Below are 21941 nucleotides of genomic sequence, written 5' to 3' on the forward strand. Positions count from 1 at the left end.
GGCGAAAGCAGCAATCCATGCCTGCTGATAAAGCCTATTCTTTCGCTCCTAAAAAACATTTCTATTTGCTCAATCGGTGCAAAGTATAAGTCATTGCGGTCAGTAAAAAGAAAGCGTTGACTTGGTGAGTTAAGCCCAACCAAAGCGGAACGTAGCAAAGCAGGGTGTAAACGCCCAAAATGAATTGAAGGAATACAATGAAAACCAAAGCGTTTAGACCATTTTTTTGTTGGGAGTCGAGATTGGTTTTTTTGCCTTTGAAATACAAGAACAGAATGAATCCCACTACTACGTATGCCAATGTTCTGTGAACGAACTGCACGCCACTTTTTCCTTCGACAAGATTTAAGAAGAGTGTTTTTTGTTCGATGAACACACTTTCGTGAATGAATTGCCCGTCACTCATCATGGGCCAGTGGTTGTGTACTAGACCGGCATTGAGCCCTGCAACAAAACCTCCGTAGATGATTTGCATGAGCAAGAGAATCAATGTGATTCGGGCTATTTTTTTCAAAGGAATATTTGGTGCTTTTTTGTCAGGATAAATTAAATCCAAAGCTACCCAAAGTGTATAAGCAAACGTGATAAAGGCAAAAGTCAGGTGCAACGAAAGACGGAAATGACTCACGTCCGGGTTGTCCACCAAACCGCTTCGTACCATAAACCAACCGAAAAATCCCTGTAAAGCACCCATTCCAAGAAGTATAAAGCATTTGTTTAAAGTTGCTTTGTCAATCTTTTTCTTCCACAGAAAATAAAAGAAAGGAACGATAAATACAAGGCCAATTATTCTTCCGATGAAACGGTGGAACCATTCCCAAAAATAGATGAATTTATAGTCGGATAGGGTAAAATCGTTGTGGATGTTGATTTTTTGGTATTCAGGAAATTGTTTGTATTGCTCGAAAGCTTCCTGCCATTTGGCTTCGGTAAGAGGAGGGAGCGTATCGGTTACCAGATGCCAGTCGGTCATGGATAAACCAGAATTTGTCAGTCGGGTGATACCGCCCACGACAACCATTACAAACACTAAAAAGCAACCGGAAAGGAGCCAGATAATTACGGATTTGTTATTTTTCATTTTTATGTTATTGGGAAATTTTGAGGATTTTGTCGGGTGTCCCAGATGTCTAGGACTTTTATGTTTGATTCCGTGATTTCAAAAATTAAATAATAATCTTTGACCAGGATTGCTCTTATGTTATCTTTTTTTGTGATGATGGATGCTTCGGGATGATTTTCGACTCTGCGCAATGTTTCGGTAAAAAGCTGATTCAATTTTTGGCTATAAAGAATTGATTTATTTCGATTGTTCCAATAATGAAAAATACTTTTCTTGGCGAGTACAACATTTATTGTCCAAATAATTTTTCTTCTTCTTCGAACCATTTCTGCATTTCTTTTTGGTCTTCTTCTTCGGTTAAATATTCTCCATTTTCAACTTGTTTTAAAGCAATGTCAATCCTTTTTTGTTGCCATTCGTTAAAAACATAAATTTTTTCAGGAACTATTTTTTCGTATATTGAAGTTGGCTCATTGATAGATAAAATTGATTGGTGAGAGTCAATGATTTCTTTTATTTTAAGCAAAAGCATACTGTCATTGGTTGCAGTAATTTGAGCTATTAATTCCGATTTTAATTTATCAGTATCCATAAATCTAAATTTTTATAAAATTAAGGATTTTTTAAACTGTGACAGAAAACATTCCTTAAACTTTTTTTAATCCTAGTTTTTCCCCTTTTTTCAATACAAAAGCATAAGCAGAATCATAATCATTGGGGATTTCTCCTTCCAAAATAGCTTCTTTTACAGCATCTTTTAGTTGTCCAATTTCGCGGGATGGTTTCAAATTGAATATTTCCATAATTTCCTCACCGGAAATTGGCGGTTGGAAATTGCGCACATGGTCACGTTCTTCGACTTCCACGATTTTTTGACGAACGATTTCAAAATTTTTATGATACTTTTTGAATTTATTCTGGTTTTTGGTTGTGATGTCCGCTTCGCAAAGTGTCATTAAATTTTCTACGTCTTCACCAGCATCAAAAACCAAACGTCTTACGGCCGAATCGGTTACTATATCTTGTGCCAAAACAATTGGACGGGAACTCATGATAACCATTTTTTGCACAAATTTCATTTTGTGATTCAACGGCATATGAAGTCTTTCGAATATCTTTTTTGCCATTTTTCCGCCAAGGAATTCATGACCGTGAAAAGTCCAGCCTTGTTTTTTGTTGAAGCGTTTCGTTGGTGCTTTTCCAATATCATGAAGAAGGGCCGACCAGCGTAACCAAACATCATCAGTGTTTGGGCAAATATTGTCAACTACTTCAAGTGTATGATAAAAATTATTTTTGTGTGTATGACCTTCGATTTCTTCTACTTGGTTTAAAGCGGTTAGTTCCGGAAGGATAATGTCCAAAAGTCCGGTTTTGTACAACAATAAAAATCCAACAGAAGGTTTATCGGTAGAAAGGATTTTGTTTAATTCCTCAACGATTCGTTCTCCCGAGATTATTTTGATGCGCTCGGCATTTTTGGTAATCGAGTCCAATGAATATTGGTCAATTTCAAATTCCAATTGAGTAGCAAATCGAATTCCTCTAAGCATTCGCAAAGGATCATCTGAAAAGGTGATGTCGGGGTCAAGAGGTGTTTTTATGATTTTGTTTTCCAAATCGGCAATACCTCCGAAAGGGTCAGAAAGATCTCCGAAAGTGTTTGGATTTAAAGATAAAGCCAACGCATTTATAGTGAAATCGCGTCTGTTTTGGTCATCTTCAAGCGTTCCGTTTTCTACAATTGGATTTCGGCTGTCCTGATTATAGGATTCTTTTCGCGCACCTACAAATTCAATTTCGGTGTCCTCAAAGCGCAACATTGCGGTTCCATACGTCTTGAAAACCTGAACTTTTGGTTTTTTAGGAAGCAAATCAGAAACTTTTAAAGCTAATTCAATTCCGCTCCCAACAGCTACAACATCGATGTCTTTTTTGAAATCCCTGTTTAAAAGTAAGTCACGGACAAAACCACCAATGACATAGCTTTCGACATTAAGTTCTTGGGAAGCCTGCGCAATGACTTCGAATATTTTATTATTTAGAGCTTTTTTGTAGTTCATATTTTTTAGCCACGAATTCACGAATTAATTTTTTAATTATATTTTATTATAAAATGGCACTAATTTATTTCTGCTTTTTTTGCCAAGAATTAATAAATTAAATCTCAATGATTGTTTCTGTTTTTAATGGCACAAATTTATTCTTGATTTTTACAAAATAATTCTTTTGTATTCAAGGGATTTATTATTGAAATTGGCTAAAATTGCCAGTTTATTAGATGATACTTTTAAGTAATTAATGCATTGTGCAATATGTTTTGAATCTAATCTTTCACATGATTTCAGTTCTAAAATAATTGTGTCATAGACCACAAAATCAGCATAAAATTTATGATTCAAGATAATGTCCTTATACTTTACATCATATTCTTTTTCCCTTTCGAAAGGGATATTTAATTTTTTGAATTCATATTCTAACGCATCTTTATACACAATTTCAGAAAAACCACCTCCTAAATTATTATGAACATCAAATAGAATTCCCATAATTTGAAAGCTTTCGTCTTTGTGAATAATTTGTGTCATTAAAAAATATATTATTTAAAAGAAATTAGTGAATTCGTGGCGAAAAACTATTTACGAATCACTTTTACCTGCGAATCATTAGTTAATTTAATGATTGTAGATGCTTTTTCGGTGATTTTATCGTGGTGCAAATTTACAACATAGTCCACGCCTTTTATAATTTCGGGGCTAATTTCTTTGAAACTTTTTGGAGTTGGTTGCCCTGAAATATTGGCAGAAGTGGAAACCAATGGTTTCTTCATGCGTTCCATTAATTTGAAACAAAAAGGTTCTTTAACAATGCGCATTCCCAATGTGTTATCAGGAGCAATAATATTCGGAGCAATGTTTCGCGGTTGATCTAGGATTAATGTTGTTGGTTTTTCGGATAAATCGATGATTTGCCAAGCAACTTCCGGAATTTCCTTGAAAACATTGTAAACCATTTTTTCGCCATTCATTAGGCAAATCATGCTTTGTGTTTCGGCTCTTTGTTTGAGTTTGTATATTTTAGCAATCGCTTCAGGGTTAGTTGCATCACAACCAATTCCCCAGACGGTATCTGTAGGGTAAAGGATGATTCCACCTTCTTTTATGACTTCGTATGCATTAATTATTTCTTGATTGATGTCCATTTGTGTTTTATAAAACGGCAAAGGTAATTCATCGAGATAAAAAAAGCTATTCAATGTGTGATTACCTATTTTCTGTTAATTTAATAGTTTTATAAATAATATTTTAAATTGCTTATCAATGAATTAAATATATGACAGATAGTTTTTTAATCTGGTGTTTTTTGTTCAAGCACGTAATTAATCCAATTTGTAAAACTATATTTCTTTTTTATTTCTGGAGCAATAGGAGTATAATTTGTGTTTATAAAATTGATTAGATCTGAATTGTCATCATATATAAGTATGTTATTAGGATTATAAAAATCGTAATCTTTTATTGAAGAGTTAGTGGTAATTAATTTTTTATCATTTCCTAATGCTTCAAATGGTCTAAAGGAAAGCCCTTTATGCAAGCAGAAATGACCAACATCTAAGAGGATTTTGGCATTAGCTGTATTTTCAAGGTTTTCTTTATATGAAAGATGTTGATGAATTACAGTGACATAAGGATATTTTTTTAATTTTTTAACTTTTGATTTCGAGCATTTTATAACGATATTCAATTTTAAGCCTAAGTTGTGAAGCTGTACGCAGATATTCAAAATATTTTCAATGCGGTCATCATATTTGCAAACAAAATAAACATCATATTGCGGTTGCGCCACATTCATTATAGCGTCATAACAATCAAAATAAAAATTATTCAGAATGGAAACATTTTCATTTTTATCTAAATCATTTTTATCAAAAACATAAAATTTATCAAAGAGAGGAATTGTTTTGAAAACATCTTTGTACCGATTTAATCCATCCCATTGATAGGCATAAATAGAGGTAGATTTTTCTTTAACCAATTTAATAATTTGTTCGTTAAATAAATCGGGTCTTATAAAAAAAGCATAATCAAAATCATTCGGTGTATTATTCAAAATATCTAAATAAAATGATGTTGTATATCGTCTATGTAACTCTTTTTTATGAAGTTTGTCGTTTAAAAATGCTTTACGTAAAAAATTTATAATTCTGTCGAGGTTGTCTCTATATTTAAACGGCTCTGTATAACATAACAATAACACTTCAAAACCAAGTTGGTTCAAATTGTTTACAAAACATTCGTATAGTTTAACATCAGCAGTTATAGCTAGGATAATTTTTTTCTTCATTTCTTATAAACGTTTTTTTTTCTACACTATCTGGAATGAATTCTTAAATTCATTTTTTCTTTACAGAAAGCTTTAGTTTTTATTGTAAGTACATTTTATCTAAAATTCTATAACTATTTAAAGTGCTTAAATAAAAAGAATAATTTTTGTTTTTTGAATGTAGATTTCTTTTTATAATTGATATTGAAGAGAAAGTTGGAACTGCATGTTTATTTTGTTATTGTCAATTTGATATTGGTAGTTTCTCATTTGAGCAAAGTTAAATTTTGCTTGAATGCCTAAGCTGCCATATTTTCTATAAGCATAAGTATTTAATGATAAGTCAACCCACTTGTTGTTGTAATCAGTATAAGCATCATAATAAAAGTCCATATTATGGGCATAACGTTCTACTTGTATTCCCCATACTTTATCTTTTTCCCAAACACTAAAATCTAAAGTTTGTAAATTACTTCCCGGACCAATACCAGCTCCTAAAACTTGCCCTTCATTAGTATATCCATGTAAAATGATTCCATGCAGATACCATGCCCCAGCTGGTCTTACAATGCGGTCGGCACTTTGTTCCATATGAGTAGTTTCAAAATTAAATTTTAGATATTTGTTTTTTTCTTTGTTAAGCATAAATAGTTTATTGAAACCAAAAAGATATGCTCTAGAATGTTCTGGGGATTCAAATAAGTCAGTTAAATCTTGAGAATTATCATTCCAGCCACTCTCGCCATAAAATTCAAATTTTGATTCTTTCATTGCCCATCTAAAAAACAAAGATGCTACTTGATCTCTATTTTTGGGATCTTCATCGGTTAAATTTTTCTTTTGAAAGGGAATGATTATTGGGAAATAATCTGAAAAACTGTGCCCCATATCATTATGATATACTTGTATGGCGCGATTCATACCTAAAAATAAACCGGGAACCCATTTAGGATGATAATTTATCGAAAGACCATTAATATAACGCCAATAATTAGATTTAGGTATTTCATAATCAACGCCATCAATTATAAATTGCGATTTTGGACTAGTCAGTCCAGAGCCTTCTAGTTTTCCAGATATGATTTGTCCTTCAAAACTTCCTATTATAGTTTCTATTGGTTTTCTAGTATTCAAGGTGAAGTGTAAAAAACCAGGTGCTGTATTACTCATTATTAGTGAGTTTCTAACACCAGGTCCCCACCATAAGTTTTCGGTAGATAGACCAAAAGAGAATTTTTTGATATTCAGTTTTATATTGCTTTGTCCCCATTTTAACTTACTATAGGATTTGTCTCCAAAAGAAGCTGGCAAATCAGTGTTGTTTAAATAATATACAGCATTGATATATCGAACTGAATTTGATTCTGTAAGGGGTAAAATTTCGTAATCAGGATTTGTGGCATATACATATTCAGGTTTTAACTGCATGCTCAAAATTCCATATTCGGCAAACATACCAGTGCTGATGTAGGTTTGATATCCTTTGGTAGGGATCATGGCACCATCGTTCCATCCATAAGGGGCAAAAGTATTGTATTGTTGTGTTAATGTGATGGGAAGAATTTTTGTTATTATTTTTTCGGTAATTTCCGTGGTTTGAGTAGAATCTGTTAGCGGTAAGGCTAACGGTCTAAGAGTGTAAGAAATAAGTGGGTTTCCATTGCCTAATAATTGTTCATTTCTGCTTCTTTGTTCAATCATGTCGATAGATCCAACTGGAATATTTTGAGCTTTTAATGAGAACCCTATTAAAATGATAATTATTAATTTGAAATGGTTTTTCATGAATTTATTAATATGTAATGAATATGTTATTGTATAGAAATGCAAATATACTTATAAAATGTAGTATAATTATTGTATTGCTGTATTGTAAAAGTATAGATTTATAATTAAACTTTCATTACCAATCCTTTTTAACCTGAACTCGATTAATAAAATACAGCCAATTGGTTAGTTTTAATCGTTTCGTATTTCAAAGAAGGTTTTTTAGGCAGAAAATTATAAGCAATTATTCCAGCGATAAGATTTGACAAAAAGTTGGTAAATGAACGATGTCTAGAATGTTCAACTTGGCAAATATTTTTAAGTTCATCGTTAACCGTTTCTATTATTGAACGTTTACGGAGTAAAATTTTATCACTCATTTCCATCAAACTATTTTTCATATTATTTCGAATACTTGTAATTAATTGGATTCCATCAACAAATAATAATTGAGAGAGTTTCTCGCTTATATATCCTTTATCACCAAATAGTTTTCCGAAAATAGCATTCAAAAAGCCCTCATTTTTCAGTGGCTCTCTATCATCTACGTTGGCTTGAGTTACAGCAAAACTTAACAATTCTCCTTTGTCATTAATGATGATGTGGAGTTTAAACCCATGAAACCAGCCCATTGTAGATTTCCCTGTAGTGGCAATACCTTTAAAAACTTTGTTTCTACTGATTCGTTTGTTTTTACAAACTCTAATTGGTGTTGAGTCTACAAACGAAATGCCTGTGCAATTGCCTAAGCAACAGGTTTTGGCAAAAATTGTCATTGGCAAAAGAACACTTTGCATTAGTTCTAAAAAGCGATTATAAGAAACTGTATTAGGAAATTCATTTTGCATATGCTTTTGGACATAAAAAATGTAATAATGCTTGAAACAGCGAAAACCACTCAAATGAAAAAGTAAATAAATTGTAATTACTTCTGATTTTGACATAATCGAAGGACGTTTGGAAGGTTTTCCTAGCAGAAAAGACTGTGTGGTTTTATCAAAATCTTTGCAAAATTCATCAACAATAGAAAAAATATCTGTAATTTTATCAAAACAAATCATAAGGTAGAGTTTAGTTAAATATTTAATTGTCAGAAATTTAAATATACTAAATTTTACCTTTTTCTACAAAATTTTCAACCAAAATTATTAATCGAGTTCAGGTTTTTAGATTTTTTTTCTAAAATATCTTCTGAATCTTTGCTTGAGCTTTAATATTATGAATGTAATTGAAGCTATGTGGAAAAGAAAGATATCTGGGTGTGTATTAAATATTTGGATGATGTAACGGTTTTTTAAATCAAACTATTGGTAACGAGATGTAGATAATTCTATTTTAGAGCTATTCAGGTCTATGCGAATTTCTGTAATTTGTGGCAAAATATCTGCTGTTGCCGTCATGTTGATTAGTTAGTAGTAAATTAAAACCATTAAATTTGTACCTTTGAACCTAATTTATTTAAATATTTAACTGAGGAACAACAGTATTATTTTTGAAAAAGCAAATAGTTCTAGTTACTGGAAAATCAACAAAAGCGGTCAATTAATAAATGATAGATATACAAACAAATATTAAAAAGAAGGTATGTGTTGTAATACCCATTTACAGCATTGATTTATCGGAATACGAATTAATATCATTAAAACAATGTTTTAAGCAATTAGGGGACTATGATATTTTTGTAGTAAAACCAGAAAGCCTTTCAATTGATTCTCAAATATTAAATGAGTTTATTTTTTTTGTTAAATCTTTTGAAAATCATTATTTTAAAAATATTTTAGGATATAATGAACTCATGTTATCCGATTTTTTTTACAAAGAATTTTTAGATTATGAATACTTGCTGATCTGTCAGCTTGATGCGTTTGTATTCATCAATCAATTGGAATATTGGTGTAATAAAAATTACGATTACATAGGTTCTCCTTGGATAAAGACTTTTTTTAAAAATAAATCAGTTAACAATTTTTACAATTTTATTTCTACTTTTTATTCGAAAAAGAAAAAGGATCGAAATAGAATATTTTTCAATGTTGGGAACGGCGGTTTCTCACTGCGTAAGGTTAGTGTTTTTTATACTATCAGTAAGGAGAATAAAGAATATATAACTAATCTGTTAGCTGATAAAAAAGGAAGCTTAGACTCAATTGAAGATGTTTTTTGGTCTTTTAAAGCGAAAGATTTTTATGAAAATTTCAATATTCCTCATTATCAAGAAGCATTGAAATTTTGCATTGATAGAAAACCAAAGCTTTCAATTCAATTGAATAATAATGAATTGCCATTTGCCTGCCATGGTTTTAATAAACGGAAAGTTGTATCTTATTGGATGCCAATAATCAAATCTAAAATTAATAATGACTAATTTTTTAATTAATAAAGATTTTAAATCTTGTGAATCGCTTGTAAAAGAATCTTTGCTCCATTTTGAGACCTCTGGAAAACCTTTCGGAGATGGAAAAAGAAATATCATTAAGTTGTTTGAATTAGATGAAAAGACAGTAAATATCAAATCATTCAAGATTCCAAATTTGATTAATAAAGTAGCTTACAAATATTTTAGAAAATCAAAGGCGAGACGTTCTTTTGAATATGCTACATTTTTATTGGAAAAAGGCATTGGAACACCAGAACCAATTGCTTATCTCGAAAATTATAATTGGATCGGTTTGAAAGACAGTTATTATGCCAGTGAACATCTGCAATGTGATTTGACTTATCGAGAATTGGTTCAAATTCCAGATTATCCAGATCATGAAAATATCCTTCGTCAGTTTACGCGTTTTTCATACGATTTACATCAGAAAGGAATAGAATTTATAGATCATTCTTCAGGGAATACATTAATCAAAAAAAGGAGTGATGGGAATTATGATTTCTTTTTGGTAGATTTAAACCGGATGAAATTTCATCAATCCATGTCATTTGAAATGAGGATGTTTAACTTGAGAAGATTGACGCCAAAACCTGAAATGATCGCGATTATGAGTAATGAATATGCTAAATTTATAGAGGAATCAGAATCTCTTATCTATGAAAAAATGCTTCATTATACAAACGAATTTCAAATAGGCATCGTCAAAAAGCAGCATTTGAAAAAAACACTTAAATTTTGGAAAAAATATTAATTTCTAATGTTTACCTAACAAAATTAATTTAAGAATAGCTTTATAGATTGTCAGTTTGAGCCAAGTCGGAGTTTCATAGATGAATTTGCTTCGACTTTGCTCAGTTTGACATTCGATTTCGATAAGTTAAGAAAATAAAATTTATTCTTTTGGTTCGAATAAATTAAGCTGAATAAAACCTTTAATTAATTCTAGAAAAAAATCAGGCTTGAATGCTTGGTACAATTCAGAATTTGCATTTTTTAATTGAGAGCGAGACATGTTTTTTGATAACTGTGGTTCATAGTCATTTATATGTACAGTAACATGTTTTTTACCATCTTCAAATGTTGCCCAAAGCTTTTTCTCTAAAATTGGCGCGAAAATAATAAAAGAAGGTTTGTCTAATGCTTTTGCCATATTTATAGCGCCTCCATCGTTTCCAATAATCAAATCACATTCATTCATTAGTCCAATAAAAGACCTTAAATCTGAGCCAAGAAGATCAAAATAGATATTTTTCTTTGCTTTTTCTGAACATTGACTGTAAATGTCTTGGGCTTCTATAAGTTGACTAGGAAAATAGTTGAAAAGAATATTGACATCAAAATTTTCCGCAATATAGTCTATAATCTGAACCATAAATTTTGGAGGATAAGTCTTTTCAATTTCGCTTCCCAAAATACTTATAAGTATCGTTTTTCTTTCAGTATTGACAGAATGTTTTTTAAATAAAAGTTTCGCTTCATTTATTTCAGATTCAGAAAGGTATAATTTGGGTACAGGATCTAATTCTATATTTAAATGTAACGGTTCTAAAAGAGATAGCCGGCTCTCAATAGCCAATCCTTTATTAGTTTCAGGAGATTCTGCAAACGGCACATTATCAGTGTATATAAATGTTCTTCCTGGTTTTTTGTATGATATTTTTCTTTTTCCACCACTCAAAAGAACTAGAATCCAACTCTCTAGTTTTGAATAAGCATCGATTACTAAATCATATTTACTTTTTCGAATACTTAAGCCTAATTTTAATAATTCTAATTTATCTTTTCTGTGTTTATCTTTAAATAAAATAACGTTATCAATATTGGGATTCCCTTTTAAAACATCAATAGTACTTTCGTAAGCCAAAAAATCAATTTGAGCATTAGGATATGCGATACGAAGATTATTGCAGATAATGGTACTAACTAAAACATCTCCTATTTTTTTTTGTTGGACTACTAAAATTTTCATATTGGGATTTTAATATATTTGGATTTTACATTTAAGAAACTATAAGACTAAATCCTATTGAAAAGGTTTAATTAAGAATTAAGAATTTATCTTATTTGTTAAAAGCCATAATAATATTTGGCTTTTAAGTTTTCCAAAAGATTGAATATAAGCTAAAATATACCCTTCTTTTTTGTCAAGAAAACCTAGTTTTATAAAATATTGGTGGATAAATGAAAAAAAAGGGCTGGATAATAATTTAATAGCATTAGTTTTATATCCTTTCTTGAAATGCATTTTTGCAATAATATAGTTGTATGTGGTTTGCTTGCGATTATAATTGTCAAAATCTTTATAGCCTAGATTTTGAATTTTATTGGATAATATTTTTGTTTTTCCTTTGTGAATCACTTTTCCTATAAGAGGAAGATCATCTTTCAGAGAGCAGAATTTTCTGTTGAATAATCGAACTTCGGTGTTGTTTTCGACTGCTCCATACTTTATTTTTTTATTTAAAAAAATAAATTCTCGTTCTATAGAATAGACGGTATTGCTAAAACCTTTTTCCGTGATTTTTAAAATTTCATCTTGTAAATCTTCATTTATTTCTTCGTCTGAATCGAGAAGAAGAACGATGTCATTTTTTGCGAAATCAAGGATTGGTTTATCATTCGTATTCAAATCAATAAATCGGAAGCTCTCTTTAATGTTGTCTGAAAGGAAGTTTTCCTTAAAATCAAATCCAATTAAAATAATATCATCAGCAAAATGGAAGTTCTTTTTTATGTTTTCTAAATCTAGCTTTTGGTCAAGACAAAGAACAAATAAACTTAATTTTTCAGGACTATTATTTTTAGACATTTTTTCAATAATTTTGAACAAAAGTATTAAATATGTTTTATGTTTTTGAAAAAAAAAGAATGAGCAGACTTCCCATTTTAATGTATCATAATGTATCATTGATTCGTTCGGATAATCAATCTCTAACCATTTTGGAAGGCAAACTAGAAGAGCAGTTTAAGTATTTGTCTTCACGCAATTATTCGACTTTTCATTTTTCAGAATTGTCAAAACTACAAGTATTGCCATCAAAAAGTATTGTTTTAACTTTTGATGATGTTACAGAAAATCAGTTGCTGTATGCTGTTCCTTTATTAAAAAAATATAATCTGAAAGCAACTTTCTTTATTCCGTTTGAATATATTGGCAAAAGAGATTTTTGGAACGAAGGAATTGAAAAAATAATGGGAATCGAAGATTTGAAACAGATTGATGGTAGTTTGATAGAATTTGGATATCATTCCTATCATCATAAAAAGTACACTGAACTTTCAGATAAAGAAATAGCAGATGATTTCAAGAAATGCAATCAAATCATAAATGAGAATAATTTAAAAGTTTACACTGCTTTGGCTTACCCTTTTGGGAAATACCCTAGAAAAGAACCTTTTAATTCTCAATTCAAAAAAATATTATCTGAAAATAATATTGGTTTTGGTCTTAAAATAGGAAATAGACTTAATGAATTTCCATTTAAAGACAATTATGAAATTCAACGAATTGATATAAGAGGTGAAGAAAGTTTGCTTGTGTTTATGCTAAAATTACGTTTTGGAAAGTTGAAATTATTTTAGATTTTTTTCTAAAAGATACAATTTTGCATATCTTGAAAATACGCCATAAGCATCATAACTTGCAGAAACAAGTCCAGGAACTCCATCTAAAAAAACTCTTTTTACAAAATAGGTGTGAAAAAATCGGTAGAATGGCTTGAAGAATAATAGAAATAAAGTGGCTTTCTTTTTTTTGTCATGACTCATTTTGGCTTGAAACCAAGCGTATTTGTCTTTTTTATCCAAAAAATGATATATTTCTTTGTAGGTGTAATGAATCATATAATTTTTTAGAACACCAACTTTTGTTTTAATCACTAATTTTTCGTGAACTTCATTTTTAAATTTAGAGTTGTCGTTTTTAAATAATCGTATTACTTTATCGGTATAATGAAATAAAAAACGTCCCATAAAATAATGAGGAAACCATATTTTATAAGCTAGATATTCTTCTTTTGAAATGGCTTCTAAAATTTCTTTTTCTAATTTTGGAGTCACTCTTTCGTCTGCATCCAAAAATAAGATCCAATCGCTTGTAGTTAAGGTTAGTGCAAAATTTCTTTGATTGCAGTAATTGTCAAACTTTCTTGAAGCAAATTTACAATCCATTTTTGAAACAAGGTCTACAGTTCTATCTGTACTTTCGGAGTCTATAACTATAATTTCGTTAGCAAATGCAACTGATTTTACGGCATCTTCAATATAATCTTCTTCGTTATAAGTTAGAATGATAACCGACAGTGTTTTCATATGTTTTTTTTAAAATAGCGACTAAAGTAGTATTTTTTTTAACAATGAAGAAATAAAAAAAGGTCTTAATTTTTTTAAAATTAGGACCTTTTTTTATGTATAAACTGATCTTTTTTAAACAGCTACATCATATTCGCGCAGAGCATTATTCAATGATGTTTTTAAATCAGTTGAAGGTTTACGTGTACCAATGATTAAAGCACAAGGAACCTGAAATTCACCAGCAGCGAATTTTTTAGTATAACTTCCTGGAATAACTACCGAACGGGCAGGAACAAAACCTTTCATTTCAACAGGAGTTTCGCCAGTTACATCAATGATTTTAGTTGAAGCAGTCAAACAAACGTTAGCACCAAGAACAGCTTCTTTACCTACATGAACTCCTTCTACAACGATACATCTTGATCCAACGAAAACACCGTCTTCGATGATAACTGGCGCGGCCTGTAATGGTTCAAGAACACCTCCAATTCCAACACCACCGCTTAAGTGTACGTCTTTACCAATTTGAGCACAGCTTCCAACAGTTGCCCAAGTATCTACCATTGTTCCGGCGTCAACGTAAGCACCGATGTTTACATAACTAGGCATCATAATTACACCACTAGAAATATATGCACCATATCGGGCAGAAGCTCCAGGAACTACACGAACACCTTTTTCGGCATAGTCTCTTTTTAATAACATTTTGTCGTTATATTCAAAAATTCCAGCTTCTAATGTTTCCATTTTCTGAATTGGGAAATACATTACAACGGCTTTCTTTACCCATTCGTTTACCTGCCATCCATCACCTTTTGGTTCGGCAACACGTAATTTTCCTGAGTCTAATAATTCGATAACTTCTCTGATAGCATCAGTAGTTTTTGTTTCCTGCAGTAAAGCTCTGTTATCCCAAGCTTGCTCTATAATTGATTGTAATTCGTTCATTTTTGATAAATTTTTCGCAAATATACCATTTTTAACCAAAAGCAAAAAAGAGAAATCAGTTGAAAATGTTATATATTTGTAGTTCAAAATAATAGTATTATGGAAACGATTCGATTAGAATTTCAGCCAAAAATAAAAGCCAAAATTTTGGAATTATTGAGTTCGTTTTCATCAGATGAATTAAAAATAGTTCAGGAAGATGAATTTTTTGCAAAGAACAAGGCTACTCTTGAAGAGGAGTTTGAAAAAATTAAGAATGGGACAGCTCAATATTGCTCTTTAGAAGAGTTGGATAGTTATTTGGATCAAGTAATATCTGAATATGAAAATTAAGTTTACTACTAAATTTAAATTTTTATTAGAGAAACAACTAAGATATATTTCAAGAGATAAACCAGTTGCAGCTAAAAAGTTTAAAAATGATTTACTTTTCAACTTGACAAAAGACTTACAGTACCCTTTCTATTATAAAAAGTCAATTTATTTTGAAAATGAAAATATAAGAGATTATGTTTTTAAAGGTTATACAATTGTTTATTTCATAGATACAGAAGCAGGTTTTGTTTCTGTCTTCGGTTTCATAAAATATAAAGACTCTTTATAAAATGCCAAGAATACTCTCCATAGATTACGGACAAAAACGAACAGGAATCGCTGTTACCGATGAATTACAGATTATTGCGTCTGGGCTTACAACGATTCCTTCTGAAACTGCAATTGCTTTTCTAAAAGATTATTTTGCCAAAGAAAAGGTTGAGGCAGTCCTTATTGGCGAACCCAAGCAGATGAATGGCGATCCTTCGCAAAGCGCTTCTATAATTAAAGGATTTGTAACTCATTTCACCAATCATTTTCCAGAGATGAAAGTCATTCGTGTAGATGAGCGTTTTACTTCCAAAATGGCTTTTCAAACGATGATTGACAGCGGACTGAATAAAAAACAGCGTCAAAATAAAGCGCTTATAGATGAGATTTCTGCAACTATTATGCTTCAGGATTATTTAAACCGAAAATAATGCGATTAATTTAACAAACAGCTGTTTTATTTGAGTGTTTGTAACTGAAAAATAATTTTTTTTTGTGATTTTTAGAACTATTTTTGCAACTTCTAAAAAAATACAAAAATGTCCGATACAACAATACGATCCAATTCAGATGTAGTTTTAATTGGAGCAGGAATTATGAGTGCTACTCTAGGTGTGATTTTAAAAGAATTACAGCCTGATTTAAAGATTGATATTTACGAAAGATTAGATATTGCTGCAGCTGAAAGTTCCGATGCTTGGAATAATGCGGGTACGGGACATTCTGCTTTTTGTGAACTTAATTATACTCCGGAAGGTCCTGACGGAAAAATAAATCCAAATAAAGCAATCAGTATTGCTGAACAATATGAAGTGTCAAGACAATTTTGGTCTTATTTAGTTCAAGAAGGAAAAGTTCAGTCTCCAGAAGATTTTATAAAAAGTGTTCCTCATATCAGTTTTGTTTGGGGTGATGCTAATGTTGCTTTTCTAAAAAACAGATTTGAAGTTTTACAGTCAAATCCTCTTTTTGCTGATATGATTTTCAGTACTGATACTTCTGAACTGCAAAAATGGATGCCTTTAGTAATGGAGGGCAGAAATCCTGAAGAAAAAGTGGCAGCGACTTCAATGAAAATAGGAACAGATGTAAATTTTGGAACATTGACTAGAAATATGTTAGCCTATTTAACAAAATTGGATAACGTTACGATACATTACAGTCACGAAGTTAAAAAATTAAAACAGCGTGAAGACAAATCATGGAGGATAAAAATCACCGATCTGGAATCTGATCAAAAGAAAAAAGTATATACCAAGTTTGTTTTTATAGGTGCCGGCGGCGGTTCATTACCTTTATTAGAAAAAGCAAATGTTCCTGAAGGAAAAGGATACGGAGGTTTCCCAGTCAGCGGACAATGGTTAAAATGTACTAATCCAGAAGTAATAGCAAAACACCAAGCCAAAGTATATGGAAAAGCGAGTGTTGGTGCACCGCCAATGTCTGTTCCGCACGTAGATACGAGAATGATTGATGGTGAAAAAGCGTTGCTTTTTGGTCCGTTTGCAGGTTTTTCTACTCGATTTTTAAAAAATGGATCATACTCTGATCTGCCTTTGTCAATAAAACCAGATAATGTAATCCCGATGATTGTTGCTGGATATAAAAATATTCCGCTTACTAAATATTTAATTGAGCAGGTGCGCCAGTCTCCAAAAGACCGAATTAATGCATTACGTGAATATGTTCCTGGCGCCAGAACCAAAGACTGGAAACTGGAAAGAGCCGGACAGCGTGTACAGGTTATCAAAAGAGACGAGGAGTTAATAGGGAAATTAGAGTTTGGTACTGAAATTATCAATACAAATGACGGAACTTTAGCGGTGTTATTGGGAGCTTCTCCTGGAGCCTCAACAGCAGTTTCTATTATGGTTGAACTGGTAAGCAAATGTTTCCCAGAACAGTTTAATTCTCCAGAATGGCAGGAAAAAGTGAAAGCAATGATTCCTTCTTTTGGTTTGGCATTAAATGAAAACCCAGAGTTATTGGCAAGCCTTAGAAACAAAACTGCCGAAGTTTTAAAATTAAATTAAAAGTCTATACGTTTTTTTAATACGTTAGGATACAACAAATCAATGACAGCTTTTGGATTCAAATGAAATCGAAAAGCTGTCATTTTTTTATAGATCCTCCATTAATTTTTTGGTGTTTTTTTGAATTCCTTCGGATAAGTTGATCAGCCAGATTAATTGTTCTATGACTAATTGAGCTTCCTGCATTTTTAAGGAAAAAGCTTCTTCTTCAATTTTATTTCCTTCTTTTAATTCGTTCTGGCGGATATTTTTCAATTCGGTAAAACGATTGGCTACTTCTTCATTGGTAATTTCGTTAGAATCAACAATGATTTCTTTTTCCAGCAGAGCAATAGCCTGTTCTAGGTTTTTAAGAACTTTTTCGACCACAATTGTAAAAGCTCTTGACGAAGGCGTAGTTCTGTGCGATTGAGTATAAGTTCCTAATGAAGCTGTAGATGAAAGCAGAGAATGATTGAGCTCTGTCAATTTATACAGTAATAAAATATTCTTTTGTTTTGATTTCGGTTCCTGCGACATTCTTTGGAACGAAGCCATCAGATTGCCAATTTCGATAAAAGCATTTTTTCTGGCCAGACGGTAGGAGGTGGTAACTTCGCCTTTTTGAGTGTAATAAATAAAAATCTCTTTTAGATAATCTCTATTAGCAATAATTGATTTTTCTAAGTATTCCGGTGCTTTGATATATTCCCATGACGGCCATAAAAAATGATTAGCGAAGTAGGCTATCAGTGCTCCAGTCAGTGTATCAACTATTCTGTACTGAATAACATCCAGATAATCAGTAGTTAATATTCCATAAATGAATACAATGTACATGGTTACAAAAGTTGCGCTTACCGTATAATTGATCTGCGCAAACGAGAAACCAAGCAGCATACAGAGAATTGCTAAAATGCTTAATATTAAATGATTTGGCATTAATGCTAAAATACTGAACGCAATTACGCCTCCAATAATAGTTCCGATGGCACGCTGTATCGATCGCTGTTTTGTCAGTCCGTAGCCCGGTCTCATGATAATAATGATCGTCATCAGAATCCAGTATACATTTTGGAAAGGAAGAAACTTGCCAGCTAATCCTCCTAAAATGATAGCAACGGTCAATCGTAAAGAATGTCTGAATATTGTTGAAGAAAAACTGATATTTTCAATGAATGTACTTATTGGATAATATTGAGGAGTCAAAAACTTCTCTAAATCTTTATCTTTTCCTTTAAAATCATAATTGTTGGCTACCGATGTAAAAGCACGTTCAATAATTTTGATTTTATCGATTTGATTTTCGGCATATTCAAGCATGGTTTTCAGCATCAAAACTCCTTCCGAAGCTTGGGTCTTTCCTAATTCATTTTCATATTCGCTGATAGCATTTGCTAGGGCAGAAAGGTGTTCTCGTAATGTGTGTTCAGGGATATAAGTGGTTTTTTTTACAATGTTTTTTGATAATTGTTTTAACGTTGAAGCCAGGTTATAAGCCAGACTTTGATAAGTTGCCAGAGTTTTGGGGTGTTTATCAAATTTTTGATGAAGTCTGTTATGATCAAAAGAGGTTGATAAAGCCAGTTCTAATATTTCTAATAATGAAACAAAGACTATAAGCATTTTTCGATTCTGGTTTGAAGAAACAGCATTCATCTGTTTCCCAATGAGAACTCTTCGGATATTATGATGTATATCGTTGAGTTCAACCTGCAGATGAAGCTGTTTTTCTAATATTGCTTTTCTGTCGGTATTGCTATTCCATAAATCCCCTCTCAGCTTCAGGTATTTTGCTGTTAGCTTAATACATTCGGCAATCTGTAATTCAGCATAGCGATATGGTTTTATATAATGGAATAATAATGAAATCAGTAAATAAAAAAGTCCTCCCGTAAGTATCAAACCTGAATACTGAATCATTTCCAGTCCTGTATGCATGTGTGCAAATGACAGCGATGCCGATAATAATGCCGAAAAGGATGTAAATGTGGCTCTTTGTCCATACACAGACAGCATTGCCAGAATGAATATCAATAGAGGAAAAAGCGGATAAAAAATAAACGGGAAGGGATAGGTGAGATTAATCAATAAATTGACTCCGGCAACCAAAAAAGCAGTGACAATGATTCCGTTTATTTTGTGTTTTAAACTGCTTGGAATATCGCAGGGATAAGTAAGGAAAGTTCCGAGAGCAAGAGTAAAACCTATTTCAAAATGACCAAAATAAGTACAGACTAATACAGGAATAACAGCAGATATTGTTGCTTTTAATGCATTAGTAAAATAGGTGCTGTCTGTAAATTTTTCTATTTTGGAAATCATGTAAATTTATTTAATACAATGGTAAGTTATAAACGTCTTTGTACGGTTTTATTTGATTTATGCTAGTCTGATTTTACAAAAATATGCTAATTATTATAGCGGGATAAATTGTTATCTGTTTTTTTTACTATTTTTGTGAACCTAAATTATATGGATTTTTCCAGTGTTTATACTGGATATTAATAAAAAAATAATCAAATGATATTACCAATTATAGGATACGGTGACCCTGTTTTGAGAAAAGTAGGAGAGGAACTGACTCCAGATTATCCAAATCTAAAAGAAATTATTGATAACATGTATGAAACCATGTACATGGCCAGCGGTGTAGGTTTAGCTGCAGAGCAGGTGGGACTGCCGATACGTTTGTTTATTATTGATACAACTCCATTTGGTGAAGATGATGACTTAGAAGACAGAGAACAAAAAAAACTGAAAGGTTTCAAAAAGACTTTTATCAATGCCAAAATAATAAAAGAAGAAGGTGATGAATGGGCTTTTAATGAAGGCTGTCTGAGTATTCCGGATGTGCGAGAAGATGTATACAGAAAACCAACCGTTACTATTGAGTATTGTGAGGAAGATTTTGTTATGAAAACTGAAGTTTTTGATGGTTTGATAGCAAGAGTTATTCAGCATGAGTACGATCATATCGAAGGAATTTTATTTACAGATAAAATTTCATCTTTGAAAAAACGCCTGATTCAAGGTAAATTAAAAAACATTACCGAAGGAAAAACATTTCAGGATTACCGAATGAAATTTTTTGCAAAAAAAGGAAGATAATTATAAGTTAGCAGTGTTCAGTTTTTAGTGTTCAGTTAAAAAAATAAATAAAATAAAAAATGAGTTTAGAGAAGATATTATCGATTTCAGGGAAACCAGGTTTATATGTTTTAAAAGTACAGACACGTACAGGTTTTGTTGCAGAATCATTATTGGATGGAAAAAAAGTAACAGTAAGTTTGAAAAGTAATGTAAGTCTGTTGTCTGAAATTTCTATTTATACTTACGAAGGTGAAAAACCTTTGGCTGAAATTATCCAAAACATTGCTAAAAAAGAAAACAATGGACAAACGATTTCTCATAAAGAAGATAACACAGCTTTGCTGACTTACTTTAGAGAAGTATTGCCGGAATATGATGAAGAAAGAGTATATGCTTCAGATGTTAAAAAGATTGTAAGCTGGTACAATACGCTTCAGGCAAAAGGATTGCTTGCTGAAGAAGCTCCTGTTGCGGCCGAAGAAACTGCTCCAGCGGCTGAAGAAGCAGCGGCTGAAAAAGTAAAAGCGCCAGCTAAAAAAGCACCTGCAAAGAAAGCAGCAGCTAAAAAAGAGTAATTTTAAAAGTTATTCAGAATATATTTTAATCCTGTCAAGATGTTTTCCTGACAGGATTTGTTATTTTTACACAAAACCATAACCCGATGAATACAAGAAAAAATCAGCTCCAGGCCTTTGAACGATTATTAGACATAATGGATGATTTGCGTGAAAAATGCCCTTGGGACAAAAAACAGACCATGCAGACTCTTCGTCATCTTACGATAGAAGAAACTTATGAATTGGGCGATGCGATCTTGGATAATGATTTAAATGAAGTAAAAAAAGAACTTGGTGATTTATTACTGCATATTGTTTTTTATGCCAAAATAGGCAGTGAAACGAATGATTTTGATATGTCTGATGTCTGTAATGATATTTGCGAAAAGCTTATTCATCGTCATCCTCATATTTACAGCGATGTTGTGGTTAAAGATGAGGAAGAAGTAAAACAGAATTGGGAAAAATTAAAGCTGAAAGAAGGCAAGAAATCGGTTCTGGAAGGTGTTCCAAGAAGTCTGCCAGCGCTTGTAAAAGCAAGCCGAATTCAGGATAAAGTAAAAGGAGTGGGATTTGATTGGGAAGAGCCGCATCAGGTTTGGGATAAAGTTCAGGAGGAATTACAGGAACTGCAGGCTGAAGTGGCATCAGGCGATCAGGATAAAATGGAATTCGAATTTGGGGATGTCTTATTCTCAATGATTAATTACGCCCGTTTTTTGAATATCAATCCTGAAGATGCATTGGAACGAACCAATAAAAAATTTATCAAACGCTTTCAATATCTGGAAAGCAAAGCCGAAGAATTAGGAAAACCTTTAATGGATATGACTCTCGCCGAAATGGATGTTTTCTGGAACGAAGCGAAAAAGCTTTAATTGTTAATGATAAATGGTTAATTGTTGATTCAAGCAAGAATTAAC

24 protein-coding genes are annotated in these 21941 nt (G+C 31.8%); 10 read left to right on the forward strand and 14 right to left on the reverse strand.

The window, feature by feature from the left end; all coding sequences use genetic code 11:
* Window positions 1–61 precede the first annotated feature (61 nt).
* The 9 genes from OZP07_RS06435 to OZP07_RS06475 form a co-directional block, all read right to left on the reverse strand.
* Window positions 62–1081 (reverse strand): COX15/CtaA family protein, encoded by a 1020-nt coding sequence (locus OZP07_RS06435; RefSeq protein ID WP_281637694.1) that lies wholly within the window; start codon window positions 1079–1081, stop codon window positions 62–64.
* A gap of 2 nt (window positions 1082–1083) precedes the next feature.
* Window positions 1084–1389, reverse strand: coding sequence for a type II toxin-antitoxin system RelE/ParE family toxin (locus OZP07_RS06440; RefSeq protein ID WP_281637695.1), 306 nt, complete (start codon window positions 1387–1389; stop codon window positions 1084–1086).
* A complete protein-coding gene (locus tag OZP07_RS06445; protein ID WP_281637696.1) occupies window positions 1353–1655 on the reverse strand; it encodes a hypothetical protein in 303 nt (100 codons plus the stop codon). Before OZP07_RS06445 ends, OZP07_RS06440 begins: the two co-directional genes overlap by 37 nt.
* 55 nt (window positions 1656–1710) lie before the next feature.
* Window positions 1711–3126 carry a CCA tRNA nucleotidyltransferase gene (locus OZP07_RS06450; RefSeq protein WP_281637697.1) on the reverse strand — a complete coding sequence of 472 codons (1416 nt, stop codon included), beginning with the start codon at window positions 3124–3126 and terminating at the stop codon, window positions 1711–1713.
* A 150-nt stretch (window positions 3127–3276) separates the two neighbouring features.
* Window positions 3277–3651, reverse strand: a complete 375-nt coding sequence (locus tag OZP07_RS06455) for a GxxExxY protein (protein WP_281637698.1) — start codon at window positions 3649–3651, stop codon at window positions 3277–3279.
* Between the two features lie 47 nt (window positions 3652–3698).
* Window positions 3699–4265 (reverse strand): L-threonylcarbamoyladenylate synthase, encoded by a 567-nt coding sequence (locus OZP07_RS06460; protein WP_281637699.1) that lies wholly within the window; start codon window positions 4263–4265, stop codon window positions 3699–3701.
* Between the two features lie 146 nt (window positions 4266–4411).
* Window positions 4412–5407 (reverse strand): WaaS/CpsH family glycosyltransferase, encoded by a 996-nt coding sequence (locus OZP07_RS06465; protein WP_281637700.1) that lies wholly within the window; start codon window positions 5405–5407, stop codon window positions 4412–4414.
* Window positions 5408–5578: 171 nt separating this feature from the next.
* Window positions 5579–7171 carry a capsule assembly Wzi family protein gene (locus OZP07_RS06470; protein ID WP_281637701.1) on the reverse strand — a complete coding sequence of 531 codons (1593 nt, stop codon included), beginning with the start codon at window positions 7169–7171 and terminating at the stop codon, window positions 5579–5581.
* 146 nt (window positions 7172–7317) lie between these two features.
* Complete coding sequence (locus tag OZP07_RS06475) at window positions 7318–8214, reverse strand: IS982 family transposase (RefSeq protein WP_281635207.1); 897 nt, start codon at window positions 8212–8214, stop codon at window positions 7318–7320.
* Between the two features lie 488 nt (window positions 8215–8702).
* Here OZP07_RS06475 and OZP07_RS06480 point away from each other — a divergent pair, with 488 nt between their 5' ends.
* Both OZP07_RS06480 and OZP07_RS06485 read left to right on the forward strand, forming a co-directional pair.
* The gene (locus OZP07_RS06480; RefSeq protein ID WP_281637702.1) at window positions 8703–9518 is read left to right on the forward strand and encodes a DUF5672 family protein; all 816 of its coding nucleotides are present in this window, start codon (window positions 8703–8705) and stop codon (window positions 9516–9518) included.
* Window positions 9511–10281, forward strand: coding sequence for a Kdo domain containing protein (locus OZP07_RS06485; protein ID WP_281637703.1), 771 nt, complete (start codon window positions 9511–9513; stop codon window positions 10279–10281). The genes OZP07_RS06480 and OZP07_RS06485 overlap by 8 nt, the downstream gene beginning before the upstream one ends.
* Before the next feature lie 141 nt (window positions 10282–10422).
* Here OZP07_RS06485 and OZP07_RS06490 read toward each other — a convergent pair whose 3' ends face one another.
* The gene (locus tag OZP07_RS06490) at window positions 10423–11499 is read right to left on the reverse strand and encodes a glycosyltransferase family 9 protein (RefSeq protein ID WP_281637704.1); all 1077 of its coding nucleotides are present in this window, start codon (window positions 11497–11499) and stop codon (window positions 10423–10425) included.
* 78 nt (window positions 11500–11577) lie between these two features.
* The gene (locus OZP07_RS06495) at window positions 11578–12339 is read right to left on the reverse strand and encodes a glycosyltransferase family protein (protein WP_281637705.1); all 762 of its coding nucleotides are present in this window, start codon (window positions 12337–12339) and stop codon (window positions 11578–11580) included.
* A gap of 59 nt (window positions 12340–12398) precedes the next feature.
* Between OZP07_RS06495 and OZP07_RS06500 the strand changes: the two genes are divergently transcribed.
* The gene (locus tag OZP07_RS06500; RefSeq protein ID WP_281637706.1) at window positions 12399–13112 is read left to right on the forward strand and encodes a polysaccharide deacetylase family protein; all 714 of its coding nucleotides are present in this window, start codon (window positions 12399–12401) and stop codon (window positions 13110–13112) included.
* Here OZP07_RS06500 and OZP07_RS06505 read toward each other — a convergent pair.
* Window positions 13104–13841 (reverse strand): glycosyltransferase family 2 protein, encoded by a 738-nt coding sequence (locus OZP07_RS06505; protein ID WP_281637707.1) that lies wholly within the window; start codon window positions 13839–13841, stop codon window positions 13104–13106. The genes OZP07_RS06500 and OZP07_RS06505 overlap by 9 nt on opposite strands.
* A gap of 114 nt (window positions 13842–13955) precedes the next feature.
* Complete coding sequence (locus OZP07_RS06510) at window positions 13956–14771, reverse strand: 2,3,4,5-tetrahydropyridine-2,6-dicarboxylate N-succinyltransferase (RefSeq protein WP_194642178.1); 816 nt, start codon at window positions 14769–14771, stop codon at window positions 13956–13958.
* Between the two features lie 99 nt (window positions 14772–14870).
* On the opposite strand from OZP07_RS06510, the gene OZP07_RS06515 reads away from it, so the two are divergent.
* From OZP07_RS06515 to OZP07_RS06530, 4 genes are all read left to right on the forward strand, one after another.
* A complete protein-coding gene (locus OZP07_RS06515) occupies window positions 14871–15104 on the forward strand; it encodes a hypothetical protein (protein ID WP_194642179.1) in 234 nt (77 codons plus the stop codon).
* Window positions 15094–15375, forward strand: a complete 282-nt coding sequence (locus OZP07_RS06520; RefSeq protein WP_194642180.1) for a type II toxin-antitoxin system RelE/ParE family toxin — start codon at window positions 15094–15096, stop codon at window positions 15373–15375. Before OZP07_RS06515 ends, OZP07_RS06520 begins: the two co-directional genes overlap by 11 nt.
* A 1-nt stretch (window position 15376) precedes the next feature.
* On the forward strand, window positions 15377–15787 hold the full coding sequence (gene ruvX / locus OZP07_RS06525) for a Holliday junction resolvase RuvX (protein WP_281637708.1): 411 nt from the start codon (window positions 15377–15379) through the stop codon (window positions 15785–15787).
* 108 nt (window positions 15788–15895) lie between these two features.
* On the forward strand, window positions 15896–17389 hold the full coding sequence (locus tag OZP07_RS06530) for a malate:quinone oxidoreductase (protein ID WP_281637709.1): 1494 nt from the start codon (window positions 15896–15898) through the stop codon (window positions 17387–17389).
* 87 nt (window positions 17390–17476) lie between these two features.
* Here OZP07_RS06530 and OZP07_RS06535 read toward each other — a convergent pair whose 3' ends face one another.
* Window positions 17477–19693, reverse strand: a complete 2217-nt coding sequence (locus OZP07_RS06535) for an FUSC family protein (RefSeq protein ID WP_281637710.1) — start codon at window positions 19691–19693, stop codon at window positions 17477–17479.
* 198 nt (window positions 19694–19891) lie between these two features.
* Here OZP07_RS06535 and def point away from each other — a divergent pair, with 198 nt between their 5' ends.
* From def to mazG, 3 genes are all read left to right on the forward strand, one after another.
* On the forward strand, window positions 19892–20479 hold the full coding sequence (def, locus tag OZP07_RS06540; RefSeq protein ID WP_194642184.1) for a peptide deformylase: 588 nt from the start codon (window positions 19892–19894) through the stop codon (window positions 20477–20479).
* 59 nt (window positions 20480–20538) lie between these two features.
* Entirely contained in the window at window positions 20539–21036 is a 498-nt protein-coding gene (locus OZP07_RS06545) for a DUF5606 family protein (RefSeq protein ID WP_281637711.1), read from the forward strand.
* An 86-nt stretch (window positions 21037–21122) separates the two neighbouring features.
* Entirely contained in the window at window positions 21123–21896 is a 774-nt protein-coding gene (gene mazG / locus OZP07_RS06550; protein WP_281637712.1) for a nucleoside triphosphate pyrophosphohydrolase, read from the forward strand.
* Window positions 21897–21941: the final 45 nt, after the last annotated feature.

The sequence above is a fragment of the Flavobacterium marginilacus genome (assembly GCF_026870155.1).
In the GTDB taxonomy this organism is placed as follows: Bacteria; Bacteroidota; Bacteroidia; order Flavobacteriales; family Flavobacteriaceae; genus Flavobacterium; species Flavobacterium marginilacus.

Coding starts and splice junctions, on each gene's coding strand:
- OZP07_RS06435 (WP_281637694.1), bottom strand. CDS start 1,081: ATGAAAAATAACAAATCCGTAATTATCTGGCTCCTTTCCGGTTGCTTT.
- OZP07_RS06440 (WP_281637695.1), bottom strand. CDS start 1,389: ATGGTTCGAAGAAGAAGAAAAATTATTTGGACAATAAATGTTGTACTC.
- OZP07_RS06445 (WP_281637696.1), bottom strand. CDS start 1,655: ATGGATACTGATAAATTAAAATCGGAATTAATAGCTCAAATTACTGCA.
- OZP07_RS06450 (WP_281637697.1), bottom strand. CDS start 3,126: ATGAACTACAAAAAAGCTCTAAATAATAAAATATTCGAAGTCATTGCG.
- OZP07_RS06455 (WP_281637698.1), bottom strand. CDS start 3,651: ATGACACAAATTATTCACAAAGACGAAAGCTTTCAAATTATGGGAATT.
- OZP07_RS06460 (WP_281637699.1), bottom strand. CDS start 4,265: ATGGACATCAATCAAGAAATAATTAATGCATACGAAGTCATAAAAGAA.
- OZP07_RS06465 (WP_281637700.1), bottom strand. CDS start 5,407: ATGAAGAAAAAAATTATCCTAGCTATAACTGCTGATGTTAAACTATAC.
- OZP07_RS06470 (WP_281637701.1), bottom strand. CDS start 7,171: ATGAAAAACCATTTCAAATTAATAATTATCATTTTAATAGGGTTCTCA.
- OZP07_RS06475 (WP_281635207.1), bottom strand. CDS start 8,214: ATGATTTGTTTTGATAAAATTACAGATATTTTTTCTATTGTTGATGAA.
- OZP07_RS06480 (WP_281637702.1), top strand. CDS start 8,703: ATGATAGATATACAAACAAATATTAAAAAGAAGGTATGTGTTGTAATA.
- OZP07_RS06485 (WP_281637703.1), top strand. CDS start 9,511: ATGACTAATTTTTTAATTAATAAAGATTTTAAATCTTGTGAATCGCTT.
- OZP07_RS06490 (WP_281637704.1), bottom strand. CDS start 11,499: ATGAAAATTTTAGTAGTCCAACAAAAAAAAATAGGAGATGTTTTAGTT.
- OZP07_RS06495 (WP_281637705.1), bottom strand. CDS start 12,339: ATGTCTAAAAATAATAGTCCTGAAAAATTAAGTTTATTTGTTCTTTGT.
- OZP07_RS06500 (WP_281637706.1), top strand. CDS start 12,399: ATGAGCAGACTTCCCATTTTAATGTATCATAATGTATCATTGATTCGT.
- OZP07_RS06505 (WP_281637707.1), bottom strand. CDS start 13,841: ATGAAAACACTGTCGGTTATCATTCTAACTTATAACGAAGAAGATTAT.
- OZP07_RS06510 (WP_194642178.1), bottom strand. CDS start 14,771: ATGAACGAATTACAATCAATTATAGAGCAAGCTTGGGATAACAGAGCT.
- OZP07_RS06515 (WP_194642179.1), top strand. CDS start 14,871: ATGGAAACGATTCGATTAGAATTTCAGCCAAAAATAAAAGCCAAAATT.
- OZP07_RS06520 (WP_194642180.1), top strand. CDS start 15,094: ATGAAAATTAAGTTTACTACTAAATTTAAATTTTTATTAGAGAAACAA.
- ruvX (WP_281637708.1), top strand. CDS start 15,377: ATGCCAAGAATACTCTCCATAGATTACGGACAAAAACGAACAGGAATC.
- OZP07_RS06530 (WP_281637709.1), top strand. CDS start 15,896: ATGTCCGATACAACAATACGATCCAATTCAGATGTAGTTTTAATTGGA.
- OZP07_RS06535 (WP_281637710.1), bottom strand. CDS start 19,693: ATGATTTCCAAAATAGAAAAATTTACAGACAGCACCTATTTTACTAAT.
- def (WP_194642184.1), top strand. CDS start 19,892: ATGATATTACCAATTATAGGATACGGTGACCCTGTTTTGAGAAAAGTA.
- OZP07_RS06545 (WP_281637711.1), top strand. CDS start 20,539: ATGAGTTTAGAGAAGATATTATCGATTTCAGGGAAACCAGGTTTATAT.
- mazG (WP_281637712.1), top strand. CDS start 21,123: ATGAATACAAGAAAAAATCAGCTCCAGGCCTTTGAACGATTATTAGAC.